This is a genomic window from Lacrimispora sphenoides (assembly GCF_900105215.1).
In the GTDB taxonomy this organism is placed as follows: Bacteria; Bacillota; Clostridia; order Lachnospirales; family Lachnospiraceae; genus Lacrimispora; species Lacrimispora sphenoides_A.
Window position 1 is genome coordinate 1,054,335 of record NZ_FOIP01000002.1, and the last position, 15,317, is coordinate 1,069,651.

9 protein-coding genes and 1 pseudogene are annotated in these 15,317 nt (G+C 40.7%); 8 read left to right on the plus strand and 2 right to left on the minus strand.

Annotated features, from left to right (window positions below):
- Positions 1–136: 136 nt before the first annotated feature.
- Together BMW45_RS21615 and BMW45_RS21620 are read left to right on the plus strand one after the other, a co-directional pair.
- Positions 137–1,303: pseudogene (locus tag BMW45_RS21615) on the plus strand (RtcB family protein).
- A gap of 529 nt (positions 1,304–1,832) precedes the next feature.
- Entirely contained in the window at positions 1,833–2,813 is a 981-nt protein-coding gene (locus BMW45_RS21620; RefSeq protein WP_092248851.1) for a slipin family protein, read from the plus strand.
- A gap of 72 nt (positions 2,814–2,885) precedes the next feature.
- Here BMW45_RS21620 and BMW45_RS21625 read toward each other — a convergent pair whose 3' ends face one another.
- Both BMW45_RS21625 and BMW45_RS21630 read right to left on the minus strand, forming a co-directional pair.
- Positions 2,886–3,575, minus strand: coding sequence for a response regulator transcription factor (locus BMW45_RS21625; RefSeq protein ID WP_092248854.1), 690 nt, complete (start codon positions 3,573–3,575; stop codon positions 2,886–2,888).
- Between the two features lies 1 nt (position 3,576).
- Positions 3,577–5,049: a sensor histidine kinase gene (locus tag BMW45_RS21630; RefSeq protein ID WP_092248857.1), complete on the minus strand. Its 1,473-nt coding sequence runs from the start codon at positions 5,047–5,049 to the stop codon at positions 3,577–3,579.
- Between the two features lie 335 nt (positions 5,050–5,384).
- Between BMW45_RS21630 and BMW45_RS21635 the strand changes: the two genes are divergently transcribed.
- The 6 genes from BMW45_RS21635 to BMW45_RS21660 all read left to right on the plus strand — a co-directional run bounded on the left by BMW45_RS21635 (position 5,385) and on the right by BMW45_RS21660 (position 15,249).
- Entirely contained in the window at positions 5,385–7,697 is a 2,313-nt protein-coding gene (locus BMW45_RS21635) for an HAD-IC family P-type ATPase (RefSeq protein ID WP_092248860.1), read from the plus strand.
- A gap of 36 nt (positions 7,698–7,733) precedes the next feature.
- Positions 7,734–8,102, plus strand: a complete 369-nt coding sequence (locus BMW45_RS21640) for a hypothetical protein (RefSeq protein ID WP_092248863.1) — start codon at positions 7,734–7,736, stop codon at positions 8,100–8,102.
- Positions 8,103–8,546: 444 nt separating this feature from the next.
- Entirely contained in the window at positions 8,547–10,025 is a 1,479-nt protein-coding gene (locus BMW45_RS21645) for an Lsa family ABC-F type ribosomal protection protein (protein WP_092248866.1), read from the plus strand.
- Between the two features lie 161 nt (positions 10,026–10,186).
- Complete coding sequence (locus tag BMW45_RS21650) at positions 10,187–11,221, plus strand: Cfr family 23S rRNA (adenine(2503)-C(8))-methyltransferase (protein WP_092248869.1); 1,035 nt, start codon at positions 10,187–10,189, stop codon at positions 11,219–11,221.
- 252 nt (positions 11,222–11,473) lie between these two features.
- Positions 11,474–13,741 carry a YARHG domain-containing protein gene (locus BMW45_RS21655; protein ID WP_166433439.1) on the plus strand — a complete coding sequence of 756 codons (2,268 nt, stop codon included), beginning with the start codon at positions 11,474–11,476 and terminating at the stop codon, positions 13,739–13,741.
- Positions 13,742–13,761: 20 nt separating this feature from the next.
- Positions 13,762–15,249, plus strand: coding sequence for a WD40/YVTN/BNR-like repeat-containing protein (locus BMW45_RS21660; RefSeq protein ID WP_092248875.1), 1,488 nt, complete (start codon positions 13,762–13,764; stop codon positions 15,247–15,249).
- The last annotated feature ends 68 nt before the right edge of the window (positions 15,250–15,317 follow it).

Here is a 15,317-nt window from a genome sequence, read left to right on the forward strand (position 1 = left end):
TAAATGATTAATATAAAATACGGTGTTATGATATAGCCATGGTAAAAAATGGAAATGGGGGAATGAAAGAATGTTTGTTATTTATAATGATAGAACAAGAAAGCCGATCAAGGTCTGGCTGGAAAATATAGATCAGATGGAAGAAAGCTGTTTGGAGCAGGCGTACCACCTGGCTGATCTGCCATTTGTACATAAGTGGGTGTGCCTGATGCCGGATACGCATACCGGCATGGGAATGCCCATCGGTGGTGTGATTGCCACCAGCGGCGTCATTATTCCAAACGCAGTTGGCGTGGATATCGGCTGCGGAATGAACTTTGTCTCTACCGATATTAAGGCTGCCACGCTAAAAGAAGTAATGACCGGTAACGGCACGTTGGTGCAGACTATCATCGCAGATATTATGCGAAATGTTCCTGTGGGTTTTAAATCCCATAAAGAAAAACAGCTATCCCAGGTACTGGATCAAGCTCTTACTCGTGCTGAACAATACCAAAGCAATCCGGATCTGTTTCCTTTGATTGAATCTGCTTATTACCAGATAGGCACCCTGGGCGGCGGAAATCATTTTATTGAACTGCAGGAAGATCAGGATGGCTACTTATGAATTATGTTACATTCCGGCAGCCGCCATTTTGGCAAGAGCATCTGTGATGTTTACCATAAGAAAGCCAGAGCCTTGAATACGGCGTGGTATTCACAGGTACCCGATGAATATCGGCTGGCGTTTCTGCCGGTTGATTCAACAGAAGGTCAGGAATACATTACCTGGATGAATCTGGCTATGGATTATGCCTTTGAAAACCGGGCCCGGATGATGGAACACGTGAAAGATATTGTTGCCTCTAAAATTCAGAAGTATTTAAACCAGGAGGTCTTGTTTGGTCAGGAGATTAACTGCCATCATAACTATGCAGCTTTGGAAAATCACTATGATAAGAATGTCTGGGTACACCGCAAAGGTGCTACCCGAGTCCGCAATGGGGAACTGGCAGTAATTCCTGGTGCAATGGGATCCTACAGCTATGTGGTCAAAGGAAAGGGAAATGAAGAGAGTTTTTGTACATCTTCCCACGGTGCTGGCCGGGCTTATTCCCGTAAGGGCGCAATGGCTGCTTTTCGCTGTGAAGAGGTCTTAAATGATCTGAAAGAACAGGGAATTGTCCTGGGTAAAACGAAAAAGGCAGATGTGGCAGAAGAAAGCCGATTTGCTTACAAAGATATTCAGACTGTGATGAAAAATCAGACCGATTTGGTAGAAATTGTCTCTCAGCTAAAGACCGTCGCAGTGGTAAAAGGGTAATTACCTGCTATATACCAGCATCCAGAGCTGGATGGTGCCGGCTGTGATACAGTTCGGTATGCCGCAGGAATTATATAAATGCGAGGTGGAAGGAAAATCCACAAGATCGCTCAAATTGATTTGTTGCAGGTTCAAATCCTGCCGGTTATGGAACCGTATCTCAATGGTAGAGAAATCAAAAAGACACCTGCTAAGTGTCCCACTTTATGAAATGTAAACATGGTATCTGCCTGCCAGCGGAACCAGATAACCGACTAATTCCGGTAACCCGGGGACGCCGGTATCGGTCCCGTAACGCGGCTATGGCAACAGAGAAGCAGCCTCGCACTGATCATTCGCTGCAGTACAGTTTTCGATTCTCATGCCCGGCCAGAAGGAAAGTCAGAAGACGGCTTTCCGGGCGGCCGGGAACCAGATCAGAAACCAGGCTGAAGCCGATCGGTCCGCAGCATCTCTGTGGCAGATATCAGGCTTACATTCCCAAACAACATCTATAACAAGCGTGAATAATAAATAAGAGGTGAAAGCTATGAAATATATAATTAATCAGAACCAATGTGGTTTTTTAATGAAGGACGGTATTTTTATCAAAACCTTATACTGCGGAAAGTACTGGTATCCGGGAATGCTCGGTTATCAAGTTGTAATAGAAAAAATGGAAGGTTCCGTCGGTTTTGGCACATTGCCTGTAGAGGTATTATTGCAGGATCAAATATTTGCTGATAAAGTTTTACATATTAAGATCCCCGAGGGACACATTGGCATTCTGCGATTAAATGGTGTGGTACAGCAGGTGCTGACCGATCCGGTATATCTGTATTGGAACAATTGGAATCGATATGATTATGAACTGTTGGATATGAGAGAGCCGAAGATGAAGGCGGAGATCACCAAATCCTACCTGGCTCATATTCCGTTAAAATATTATAAGAAAATTGAGATTAAAACGGGCGAAACAGGTATTTTATATTTTGACAATCAGATTGTGGGCGAATTAGCGGCCGGTACCTACTTTTATTGGACTTATGCCAAAGACGTAGTATGCCAGGTAGTTGATTTAAGAGCAAGATCCATAGAGATCAACGGCCAGGAAATCCTGACAGCCGACCGAATCGGTATCAGAGTCAATCTGTTATGTACTTACCGGGTCACTCAGGTGAAAAGAATGCTTGAGACCATTAAGAATCAAGAAGCTCAGATATATGCCTGCGTGCAGTTGGTGGTCAGAGAATATATCGGCAAATATCGGTTGGATGAGATTCTGGAGCAAAAAGAAGAAATCTCCGGTTTTATCTGCACACAGCTGAAAGAAGTGCAGGATGAATACTGCATCGAATTTTTGACTGTAGGGATTAAGGATATTATTTTACCTGGAGAGATCCGGGAGATTATGAATACTGTGTTGATCGCTGAGCGGAAAGCTCAGGCAAATGTTATCACCAGGAGAGAGGAAGTGGCTTCCACTCGGTCACTTCTGAATACGGCAAAGCTGATGGGCGGATACGCATAAACATAAATGACAGATTTCACAAATGGGCTGCCCTTGGCTCGGAAATGTACCAGGGGTGCCTGTTTGTGAAATTTACGCCTTAAGCCGATACCCCGCACCCCGCACCGTCTGGATATACCGGGGGTTGCCTGGATCTTCCTCAATTTTGTCCCTCAGACGGTTGATGTGGACGGCGACAGTGGCATTATCGCCCATGGCCTCCATACCCCAGATACGCTCGTAAAGCGTTTCCCGGTTGAAGACCACATCTTCGTTGAGTGCCATAAACAGTAAAAGCTCATATTCCTTGTTTTTCAGTTCGATTTCAATGTCATTTACATAGACCCTGCGAGTATCGGTGTTGATGCAGATATTGCCAAAGGTAATCTGTATCGGCGCAGTCCTATCCGATTTCTTTAATCTGGCATATTGAGCCAGGTGCGCCTTAACCCGTGCTACCAGCACGCTGGGAGAAAAAGGCTTCTCAATGTAATCATCTGCGCCAAGTCCGAGTCCGCGTATCTTATCAATATCCTCCCAACGGGCCGTGACCATCAGGATAGGAATGTCCAGTGTCTCCCGCAGCTTGCGGCAGATGGTAAAACCGTCAATACCCGGAAGCATTAGATCAAGCAGGATCAGATCGTAGCAGCCCTGTAATGCTTTTTCCAAACCGATATTTCCATTCGTCGCAATTTCCACTTCAAAATTATGGATCTCAAGGTAATCTCGCTCAATTGCTGCGATTGCTGTATCATCTTCTATAATCAGTATTTTCTCCATATTATTCCTCCGCTTTTGGCAGCCAAATTACAATTTCCAAACCACCGTTTTTGCCAGCTTTTGCGTCAATCGTTCCATTCATGCGTTGTATCGCATTGGCGGCGATCGCAAGACCAAGACCGCTGCCGCGATGAGGATCCTGCCGGGAAGGATCACTGCGATAAAACACTTCGAACAGGTGGGACAGTGCTTCATTTGGAACACCTGGTCCATCGTCACAAAGGGAAAGGATGTATCCGCCGTTTTCTTCCCACAGGGAGATGGTCAGAGTACCTTTATCCTTTGTTTTATACTTGGCGCTGTTCTCCATAATGTTGGTCATCACACGCCGAAGCTGGTCCGGGTCAACCAACACCGCAGCTGGAACAAGGGCATTAGTGGATAAAACCAGTCCCTTTTCCTCATACTCTGTCCCTAATGCCCGTATGAACTGCCGTACTTCATCGTCAAGCCGTAGGAACTCCGGGTTATCTGGGTATTCACCAAGCTCCATCTTGGAGAATAGGAAAATCTTGGACAGCATACGGTCAATGTCTTCTGCTTTGCTTTTGATGATTTCTAAATATCCTTTTTGGTTTTCCGGTGTTTTGGCAATCCCATCCAGTAGCCCTTCCACATAAGCCCGTATAGAAGTCAATGGACTGCGCAGGTCATGGGAGATACCTGCCAGAAGTTCCTTGCGGCTTTGCTCATGCTGGTCAGTCAGTTCCACCGAGGCTTTGAGCCGGGCGGCCATTTCATTGAAATCGGCACAGATAGGTGCGAACTCGTCTTGACAATCATATTCAATGCGGTGCTCTAAATTTCCATCTCTGATCTGTCTTACGCCGTCAGAAAGAATGTTCAGCGGCTGTTCGATTTTATGGAACACAAACTTCGTAAGAAATCGGTTAGTAAGCAGGATGGAGAAGAGTATGGCAATCAAAAGAATAACCGCCAATATAACAAGAACAACTTTCAAGATACTATAGGATAGCTTTGAAGGGCTGGCAAAAATGGCGATGCGGTAAACGGCGCCATTATTTTCGACTTGCTGAACATAAAGCTCACGAGTCCCGTTGGAAACAAAGCCTTTTCCTCCCAATATCGCTTCAGCTTCCATCAGAATTCTATCTGCTTCGGTTGCACTCCCATACTGATAGAGAGTTTTACCGGAAGAATCCACAGATAATGCTATGGAGTTTTTGTCCAGTATCCTGCTGATCCCAGCCAGATCCTCCGCAAGGTTTGCGTTCTTTTCTTCTTTCAGTGATTTCTCGACGATCATGGAAATGCCCCGGCTGGCCTTATAAAAGTCTTCGCTGTCATTAAAACCAAGACCCGAGCCAGATGTGACGACAAACCAGAGAATGCCAGCACAAACAATTCCAATAAATGAAGTGATTACTACCGGTCCAATGATCATCAGAATATTGGAAATAACAAGCCGTTTTTTTATTGTTATATTTTTATTAAATATTGCTTTTATTTTCATATAAAACACCGCCTTGTAAACAATATTTAAAAGTATAGCATAATTTTTTTTATTAGTCTTTAACCCTGCATAAACAAATAAAAAATATTTGCTGCTTTCTTATATCGCATGAAATGTAGTTTTGCCAAATCAGGGAAGCTGTTTAGTTTATGAAGAGTTTAACTTTAATTTAACTGGACTTTATGTTTAGATAATATAACTTATCTGAACTGGTATAGCATGTGAAGATAAAAGGACTGATGTTGTTCAGTCTGTCCATCCGATGATGAAAAGTGGTTAATGTTAGATGATATGGTTAATAAACGGAAAATAAGACGATATAAATGGAGGAAAATATGGAGGCACCAATGCAAGGTCTGTCTGCGCAGGAAGTAATGGATCGCAAAGAACGGGGAGATTTGGGTAAACAACCAGGTTCCATTACAAAAACCAAAGCGCAGATATTTAAAGAAAACATTTTTACATTATTCAATTTGCTCAATTTTATAATTGCTGCATCGCTTTTTGCTGTCGGTGCTTATTCCAATATGATTTTTATTGTCATTATTATAATTAATGTTGTAATCGGGATTGCACAGGAACTAAAAGCGAAAAAACTGATAGACGAGCTGTCGATCTTAAACCGGCCAAAGGCAAAATTGGTAAGAGACGGCAGAGAGATCGTTGTAGAAACCGAGGACATCGTTATAGATGATGTAATGGTACTGGAAAGCGGACATCAAATCTGTAATGACGGGATTGTGCTTGGCGGTATGGCAGAAGTTAATGAATCGCTGCTAACCGGCGAGAGTGATGCCATATTAAAGACAGAGGGCAGCGAGCTTTATTCCGGAAGCTTTGTCGTTACTGGAAAGTGTTATGCGAAAACAACGCACGTAGGCAGTGAAAATTATGCCGTGAAGCTCATGGAGGAAACAAAAAAAACCAAGAGAGTTTCGTCTGAATTGCTCGGTTCCATGAAACAGGTAACCCGCTTTACAAGCTTTCTTATTGTGCCGTTGGGGATTCTGTTGTTCCTTGAGGCAATCATGCTCAGGCAAGTATTGGTTTCGGATGCGGTAATATCTTCTTCGGCGGCACTTTTGGGGATGCTTCCCAAAGGATTGGTGCTCCTGATTGCTGTTTCGCTTGCAAACGGCGTTATCCGTCTGGCAAACATGAAGATTCTGGTTCAGAATATCTATTCTCTGGAGACACTAGCGCATGTGGATGTTCTGTGCCTTGATAAAACGGGAACCATTACAGACGGTAAGATGAAGGTTAAGGAAGTGCTTCCGTTAAGGGATTTTCCAAATAAAGAACTGTCACCGCTGATTCAGTCTTATCTTGCTGCGAGTGATGATAATAACGCAACCTTTCAAGCTCTTCAAGAACATTTTGGAACAAATTCCGTGTACCAGAAGACATATAAAATTCCTTTTTCCTCCCTTCGGAAGTGGGGCGCGGTCAGCTTTAACACTGCCGGAACAGTATTCATCGGTGCGGCTGAGCGGATTATGAACGTATTGCCTGCGGCTGTAGAGCACCAGATTGAAAAGGGCTGCCGTGCTGTTATAATAGGCATTTACGATGGTGAATGGCAAAATGAAAGAGAACTGCCGGATGAGATTGAACCACTATGCGCCGTTATTTTAGAAGATAACATTCGAAAAGGCACTGCAAAAACGCTGGAGTATTTTCGTAAAGAAGGCGTTGACGTAAAAGTTATTTCCGGTGATCATATCAAAACAGTTTCTATCATCGCGAAGAAAGCAGGATTAAAGGATTGGGAAAATGCAGTCGATCTGTCCTCCTTTGGAGAGGATATGGATTATGACAGCATATGCATGAAGTATACTGTATTCGCCCGGGTGACACCGAAACAAAAGCAGCTGCTTGTGATGGCTATGAAGCGCGCAGGACATCAGGTGGCGATGACTGGCGATGGAGTGAATGATCTTTTAGCCCTTAGAGAAGCAGATTGTTCTATCGCAATAGCCGAAGGCAGTGATGCCAGCCGCCAGATTTCACAGATCGTATTATTGGATTCAGATTTTGCAAATCTGCCGCAGGTGGTGTTGGAAGGAAGAAAAGTGATTAATAATGTTGCCAGAACCGCAGGGGTATTCTTTATAAAGACGATCTATTCTTTGCTGTTGTCTATTTTCTTCCTGCTGTTTAATATGCCTTTTCCGTTTATTCCAATTCAAATTACGCTGATTGACGCTTTTATTGAAGCGTATCCATCGTTTCTGACAATTTTTGAATCGAATACAAAGAGAGTCCGCAGCTCTTTCTTAAGGACAGCATTGGCAAATGCAGCGCCATTTGCGCTGACTATTACAGCCGGAATCATTTTTATCAGCCTTACCTTACCATTTGATACACAGCAAAGGCAGACGATTATGTACATGCTTTTAATTCTCGTATCTATGCTTTCGGTTATTAAAAGTTGTATTCCATTTACAAAGCTGCGTGTATTTATTTGTGTTACAATGGTGTTAGGGGCATTTGGGGCGCTGTGGATACTGCCTCAGTTGTTTGAAATTTCTGCCATAACAACGGCGATGTTGTCTTATATAGGGAAAGTGTTTGTGGGACTCTTGCTAATTTTGACACTTCTGATCTGTATAACCCCCAAAATTGAGAAGCATGAAAACCTTGGCTAAATTCCAGCCTGACGCTAATCTCACGAGGTGAAATACATGGAAAATTATTCGCAAAAAGAGCTGGATGCTGCATTACAGCTCATATTTACTACCATCAAAAATTGTGAAAAAATGCAATTAAAATTTGCAGAAGGTACATCGCAGCATTCTCTTTTAAAGAATAGAATTAAGGCTTTGTATATTTCAAAAGCTTTAATAGAAAAAGATAGTAATATAGGGAGGTATACTAAAACTGATTTAATAAAAGCATTACCGCCTGTTCTGTCAATCATAAGCAAAACTGAGAAGTCTCAAATTAAATATGACAAAGAAGCAATTCCGTACAGGCGATTCACTCCGATCATAGATGCAATGAATATTTCAAAAGACTTTATAGAGAAGGAGATATCGAATCGAACACCGTAAATTAACTCTTTGTTGACTTTTCAAGTAAATAATAGTATAATAATAAAAAATAATTCGAGGTGAAAAAATGATTAATTTTTCTTGCTAATTTTTCCAGTACACTTAATACAAGGCGAAACAGGGCTGTCCTGTTTGTTTTGTGTACTCATGCAAGAAAGATATTCTTTTTTCTCTTAATTTATACACTTGTGTTGTGCTATAATTTTTAGCTTAACTGCGTATATTTATGAGCTGTAAGAATAATTAATTCTTGCAGCTCTTATTTTTTATAAAATTTCATAAGGAGGATAAATAAATTATGATAAATACAGACACTTTGATAACACATGTTAATATCCATATAGAGTCGGATACTGCAGGCGACACATATATGGTGTAATAATAAAGTCGCCTATCGTTCCGACTTTGTTATTTATATGATTAAATTCAGAGGAGGACAAAAATATGTCTTTAATAAATGTAGCAAACCTAACCTTTGCTTATGAAGGTAGTTATGATAATATTTTTGAAAATGTAAGCTTTCAGATTGATACCGATTGGAAATTAGGCTTTACCGGAAGAAATGGCAGAGGGAAGACTACCTTTCTAAATCTTTTGTTGTGTAAATACGAATATAGCGGAAGCATTTCAGCGAATGTGACGTTTGAATATTTTCCTTATGAAGTGGAGGAACAAAGTAATTTCACCATAGATATCATAAGGGAAATCAGTCCAAATTCAGAGGATTGGGAGATAGTTAAAGAATTGTCATTATTAGATGTGGACTATGACACTTTGTATAGGCAGTTTTATACACTATCGAAAGGAGAGCAGACGAAAGCACTGTTGGCTGCTATGTTTTTGAAGGAGAAATCCTTCTTACTGATCGATGAGCCAACCAACCATTTGGATGCTGAAGCCAGACAAAAACTGAGTGATTACTTGAAAAAGAAGAAAGGATTTATCCTGATTTCCCATGACAGGTCTTTTTTAGACAATTGTGTAGATCATATCTTGTCTATTAATAAAACTAATATCGAAATACAAAAAGGAAATTTTTCTTCATGGTGGAGAAATAAAGAATTACAAGATAATTTTGAGCTTGCAGAAAATGAAAAATTAAAAAAGGACATTAACAGACTTTCGAGCTCGGCGAAACGGACATCCACCTGGTCAGATAATGTTGAAAGTAGTAAGTTTGGAACCACTAATTCCGGAAGCAAATTAGATAAAGGATACGTTGGACATAAAGCTGCAAAAATGATGAAGCGTGCTAAAAATATAGAATCCAGACAACAAAACATGATAGAGGAAAAGTCAAAGCTTCTTAAAAATATTGAATCAAATGAAAGCTTAAAATTAGCACCGTCTAAGTTCCATGATAAAAAGCTTGTAGAGTTAACAGATGTTGCAATTAATTATGATGATAAAATTGTCTGTCAAGGAATAAGTTTCACCATTGAGCAAGGTGAAAAAATTGCTGTTCAAGGAAAGAACGGCAGTGGAAAATCAAGCATCTTAAAATTGATTAATGGAGATGACACCCCTCATAGTGGAATTGTAAGAAAGAACAACAACTTAATCATTTCCTATGTCTCACAAGATACTTCAGATTTATATGGTGATTTATCTGAGTATGCGGATAAGAACGGTATTGACGAGAGCTTATTTAAATCCATGCTTAGAAAGCTTGATTTTTCAAGAGAACAGTTTGAAAAACATATCGAGGATTTTAGCGGAGGACAGAAGAAAAAGGTATTGCTTGCTAAAAGTCTGTGTGAACGGGCACATTTATATATTTGGGATGAGCCATTGAACTTTATTGATGTCATTTCCCGTATGCAGATTGAGAAATTATTATTAGAGCATGAACTGACAATTTTGTTTGTCGAGCATGACAGAACATTTTGTGAAAATGTGGCAACAAAAACGATTAAATTGTAAAGTAGAAAAGGAAATTAATATGTATAAAGAGTTAATAATAGCAACACACAATAGGCTCCATGCAAAGCCGGATGTTTTGGGCGACGCTTGCATGGAGTAGTATAAGTCGCTAATCATACTGGCTTTGCTTCCTAACGATTTAAAGTGAGGAGGAAGCCTGCGTGAAACAGACAAAAACAAAATATAAAATAATGAAACAAATAGTATCAGATATGAAATTACCTGATTATAGATACGAACAGATTATAAATGCTGTTTTTCATCAAAGAATAGATGATTTTGATAATATGCAGATACTGCCAAAAGCGTTAAGGATGGCTTTAGTAAATGAGTTTGGAAATCGTGTATCAAGTGTAAAACCTGTTTTTATACAAGATTCCAAACAAGCTGAAAAATTGCTGTTTGAATTATCTGATGGAGAAAAAATAGAAGCTGTTGGACTAAAATATAAGCAGGGCTGGGAATCGTTTTGCATATCTACCCAATGCGGCTGCGGTTTTGGCTGCCGCTTTTGTGCAACGGGAAGTGCTGGTTTTAAACGTAATCTTACTGTTGATGAGATCACTGACCAATTACTTTATTTCCTTTTTAATTCTCATAAACTCAATAGTGTTTCGTTTATGGGAATGGGTGAGGCTTTTGCAAATCCGGAGTTATTTGACGCAGTAAAAATTTTAACGGATCAAAGTTTATTTGGGTTAGGGCAGCGAAGAATAACTGTTTCAACAATTGGCATTATACCGGGAATTCAAAGATTGACCAGAGAATTTCCACAAGTGAATCTGACCTTTTCCCTTCATTCACCATTTGATAAACAACGAAGCGATTTAATGCCAATAAATAAAAAGTTTCCATTGAATGAAGTAATGAAAGCATTAGATGAACATATCATTCATACGGGGCGGAGAGTGTTTATTGCTTATATTATGCTTGAAGGAATTAATGATACCAAAGATCATGCAGAAGCAGTTGTAAGTTTATTGAAAAGTCGCGGTTCATGGGGACATTTATATCACATTGATCTAATCCCTTATAATTCCACGGATAAAACAGCTTTAAAATTTCAATCTTCAGGTGCTATCAGACAATTTGGCGGCACCCTAAAGAAGGCCGGTATAAGCGTAACTATTAGAACGCAATTTGGTTCTGAAATTAGTGCTGCATGCGGACAGCTGCATTATGATAATGAATTATGATGCTAGCCGAAAATTTTATACCAGGCACCTACACTTATGATTTGTTCATAAGCCAATAGTAGTAAACAAGGTACAGAAATAAAAATCTGTACCTTGTTTTTTTGCATGTTGCAGGGATTCCTGGATCAATCCATCGGTGATCTGCTTGCTGTTAATATAATTCGTTTGGAAATATTTATGATTTCGTTATTCCTTTCATTAATTTTTATGCTATCATTAAATTATTCTATATGTATTTGCGGGGGAGGAAGAATGAATAAAAAAGGCGGAGTAAAGTTAAGCAAAATGCGTTACTTGTATTATGGGTTGGGCATTTTAATCGGCTGCTTTGTATTGTGGATTTCTTTGATTGAAGGAAAGCGGCTGCATTATTTGGATATAGAAATTATGCCAGCAAAGCAGAGCTTTGTAATTAATATTGGGGCAAATGGCGAGGACGTTGATATCTTTGCTGCGGAAAAAGGCGTTCATGTTACGGTCAGCTATACCGGAAAATTGGAAGAGCAGCAGACGAGACAGACAATAGAGGGAAATATCAGGGGAAAAACATCAGATAGTACGCCGATCCATCTTTTGTTGTTTGGCCTTGACAACACAGATAATTGGCAATGGGAACTGTTAAGTTCTGTGGGGTTGTCTTCGATTCACTATAGTCAGGGAGAGATGGCAAATATTCGGGTGTACCTTTACCTGTTTGCCGTTGCCATATTTGGGGTACCGGGCATTTTTCTGCTTTTTAAAAATAATGGTAAAAAGAGAGACTATGCAAAAGAAAGATTACTGGAATTTATGGATGACGCAGAGAATCAGGCAGCATTTGAGGCGGGGAAGCGGTGGTTTTTGATTCATGACAGGAGACGATACTGGAACCGATGCCTGATATTATTATTCGCCTGCGGATCAGGTTTTTACATTTTCCAGGAATATTTATACAAGTGGGTCTTTCTGAATTCATTAGACTACATAGGAACTGTTTTTATAGTAACTCTGGTGATTTTAAGCTTAGGCGGTGCTTTGGAAGCTTATTGGGCAAAAAAGCATATGGAGGTACTTACAAAAGAGAACCGGCCCCTTACTGCGGCGGCAGCTTTTTTAATGGAGGCAGCCTATGGTCCCTATCGGCTGCAGTCTTACTATAAAAAACAAGTACATAATGCTGCCGCCGGACTTGCCAGGGCTGGAAAATATGAGCAGGCGCTGAAGCTGGCTGATTTTGGCTGGAAGGGCGTTCAGGAAAAGAAACTGATGCAGCTGGCTCAAAGCAATCTATGCTACGTATGCTTCATAGAGCTGGGAAGGCAAGAAGATGCCGAAGCAGAATATTCACACCAGAAGCAGCTTGTTAAAAATCATCCCCAACTAAAAAGGATAGGAGATGCGATGCTTCTGTTATCTGAAATCAGGAAGGCTTATATAGATCAGAAATTTGGACAGGTGGAAGCCTATGTAAATGTATATTGTGATCGTTATCCAGATGCATATCATTGCATGCCGCTCATGCCTATTCAGATGAACGTTTATGAACAAGCAGGTGAAATGGAGAAGGCAAAAAATATCTGCGGTAATCTGCTTTCCTACAGCCCTGAAAATATAGCAGTCAGGGAGGCGATGGGATATGGAGCTTGTACCTATGTGGAATCTCCCGGCTTCCTGAAAGATAAGACCGGACTTGTGTGCCGGATTGTTTTAACCGGAGTACTTGGCATTTACACGGTGCTGTTTGTAATTCTTATGTTTATGGGTTCACATCATTGGGGAACAAGCAAAACGAGAGTATATGAAGAGACGAAAGCTGAAGAACTCATACAGCAAACAAATGCCACCGAGAAGGCAGAAGAAGAGCCGATGGAAACAGAGATGTCGGAAACGGAGCAGGAGCCGACTATTCAGGCTTCTAACTCCCAGGCGCCAGGCTTTGAGCTGAATTTGCCAAAAGAATGGAATCGCCTGGCGGTCAGAAATGAGTTTAAAGGAGGGTGCAGCTACCATCAGAAAAAATCTTATGATTTGATGGGGGATGGGGTTTTATTCTATATTCAGGCGTACTCGGACTGCAGCTATGTTAATCTGCCAGACTATGACATATGGGGATATGATGGTCCCTATGTATATGTAATGTCACTGCCCACAGATGTGACGTTTTATATGGAAGACAGTTCCATAATGGAAGAATACAATAAAATGCATCTTGAAATCAGTCAAATACAGGATACTTTCCGGATTCAGTCTGATACTGCAAAATATGACGGCTCTGAATTTGTATTTCCTAACAGCAGTGATAGCCTTTTGCAGGAGCCGGATTTATGGAATCTTTCAGCCAGTCAGCTGCGGATTGCAAGAAACGAGATTTATGCAAGACATGGCAGGCGGTTTGCTGATGAAGAATTGCAGAGGTATTTTAATCAATGCAGCTGGTATGAAGGAATGATTGATCCAAAAGATTTTAAAGAAGATGTGCTGAATGAAACAGAGCGTTTCAATATCCGTTTGATTCAGGAACAGCAGAAAAGTATGGAGTAGGAATTTGGAGGCTGTATCCCATGCAAGAGAATAAAGGAAGAATTAGTTGGAAAGCATTTTGGCTTTTGTTGATAAATCCTCTGACAGCAGCGGTATATCTTGTGTTTCTGCAACGCTTATACCGATTGTGCCAGTTTGGAGGAAAGAGAAGGAATATACCGATATTAGCAGGCTGTATGATATTTTTCTGTATGATGCTTTTGATAGCGATTATAGCGGCTATTAAAAAGGGGAGAAGGACAGAAGAACAAACTAATTTTGTGAAAGAAACCGAATTACGAAAGAAGAATAAAGGCCGATGGTTATATAGAGGTTATATGTCGGTGCTTCTGTTATTTTTTATTGGAACTACATTGTTTTACGGAGAGAAAATTGTACTTAGCGCCAGTAATTTTAATGGGAAATTATCATGGTTTTTATATGAAAAAACCCATAAAAGGACTGTAGAGATTGCTCATGATAATGTTTTTTCAGGTGGAATCGATAAAATGATAGCGGATTTGGGGCAGAAGCTTCAAATGCCGGATGATCTATATGTAGCTACCAGTTTTAATCTTCATTTCAAACCAGATGGAACCATAACTTCGTTGGAAACCTATTTGTATGGTAATGATGACAGAGGAAATTTAAAGACCTATTTAATAAACTATGATGGGAGCAAGTCAAAACGTGCGACTGTTTATTTGGATGGATCAGTATCAGAGCAGGACAAAGACCGTAAGAAATTGCAGCCGATGGTTGATATACTAAAACAAGTAGTTCTGGAAGAGGCCGTACAACAATGGGGGGAAGAAGAATACGGAATCATTTATTATGGAGTGCGGGATTGGGGAAATGATTCGACGGGAATCAATTGGGTGGATTTAAATGAGGGCAGGCCGGCGAATTCTGAGACCGGATCCAATATTCGAGGGTATACAGTTTCTTTATTTATACCGGGCAAAGAAAATGAAATTACCCCAATACGCTATCTGGCGGCATCAGAAGAGGAAGAGCAATCTGACAGAGAAGCATTGGCTGAAGAGAAGCCTGCTGCAATCAATCCAGATGAAGAATTTCAATTTAAAAATGGTGACTGGTTCCGCCTGAATGTAGTAGATGCCGCTCTTGGCAGCCGCTATTACAACCTGGAGTGCAGTGATGATGGAGGAAAAAGCTGGAAGGTTGTGAATCAAGATCCGTTTTTAGGTCAGGCCGGGGTGGCCGCAGGTATTGCCTTTATTGACGAAAAGCTGGGATTTTTCTGTCTTTCACATAATGGCGGCGATGAGGCAGAGCTATACCGGACAGATGATGGTGGAAAAACGACAGAGCCAGTACAGCTTCCGTATTCCGTTATGGAAAAAGATCCGAATCAGGATTCCCCGTTTGATTTCCCCCAAATGCCATATGAAGAAGATGGGATTTTGAAAATGGTGATAGGACAGGGGGCTGATGGGGGACAAGAGGTTTTTTACCATTCAGAAGATGGAGGAATCAGCTGGGAATTTGTCATGGAGATCAGATAGTAATAGAGAAATAATGACGATAGTGAATACTGGGGAGAGAAAATGAAAGATTTCAAGAAGTTAAAGAA

Excerpts from the sequence above, each read along its gene's own strand:
- BMW45_RS21620 (WP_092248851.1), top strand. The coding sequence starts at position 1,833 with ATGAAATATATAATTAATCAGAACCAATGTGGTTTTTTAATGAAGGAC.
- BMW45_RS21625 (WP_092248854.1), bottom strand. The coding sequence starts at position 3,575 with ATGGAGAAAATACTGATTATAGAAGATGATACAGCAATCGCAGCAATT.
- BMW45_RS21630 (WP_092248857.1), bottom strand. The coding sequence starts at position 5,049 with ATGAAAATAAAAGCAATATTTAATAAAAATATAACAATAAAAAAACGG.
- BMW45_RS21635 (WP_092248860.1), top strand. The coding sequence starts at position 5,385 with ATGGAGGCACCAATGCAAGGTCTGTCTGCGCAGGAAGTAATGGATCGC.
- BMW45_RS21640 (WP_092248863.1), top strand. The coding sequence starts at position 7,734 with ATGGAAAATTATTCGCAAAAAGAGCTGGATGCTGCATTACAGCTCATA.
- BMW45_RS21645 (WP_092248866.1), top strand. The coding sequence starts at position 8,547 with ATGTCTTTAATAAATGTAGCAAACCTAACCTTTGCTTATGAAGGTAGT.
- BMW45_RS21655 (WP_166433439.1), top strand. The coding sequence starts at position 11,474 with ATGAATAAAAAAGGCGGAGTAAAGTTAAGCAAAATGCGTTACTTGTAT.
- BMW45_RS21660 (WP_092248875.1), top strand. The coding sequence starts at position 13,762 with ATGCAAGAGAATAAAGGAAGAATTAGTTGGAAAGCATTTTGGCTTTTG.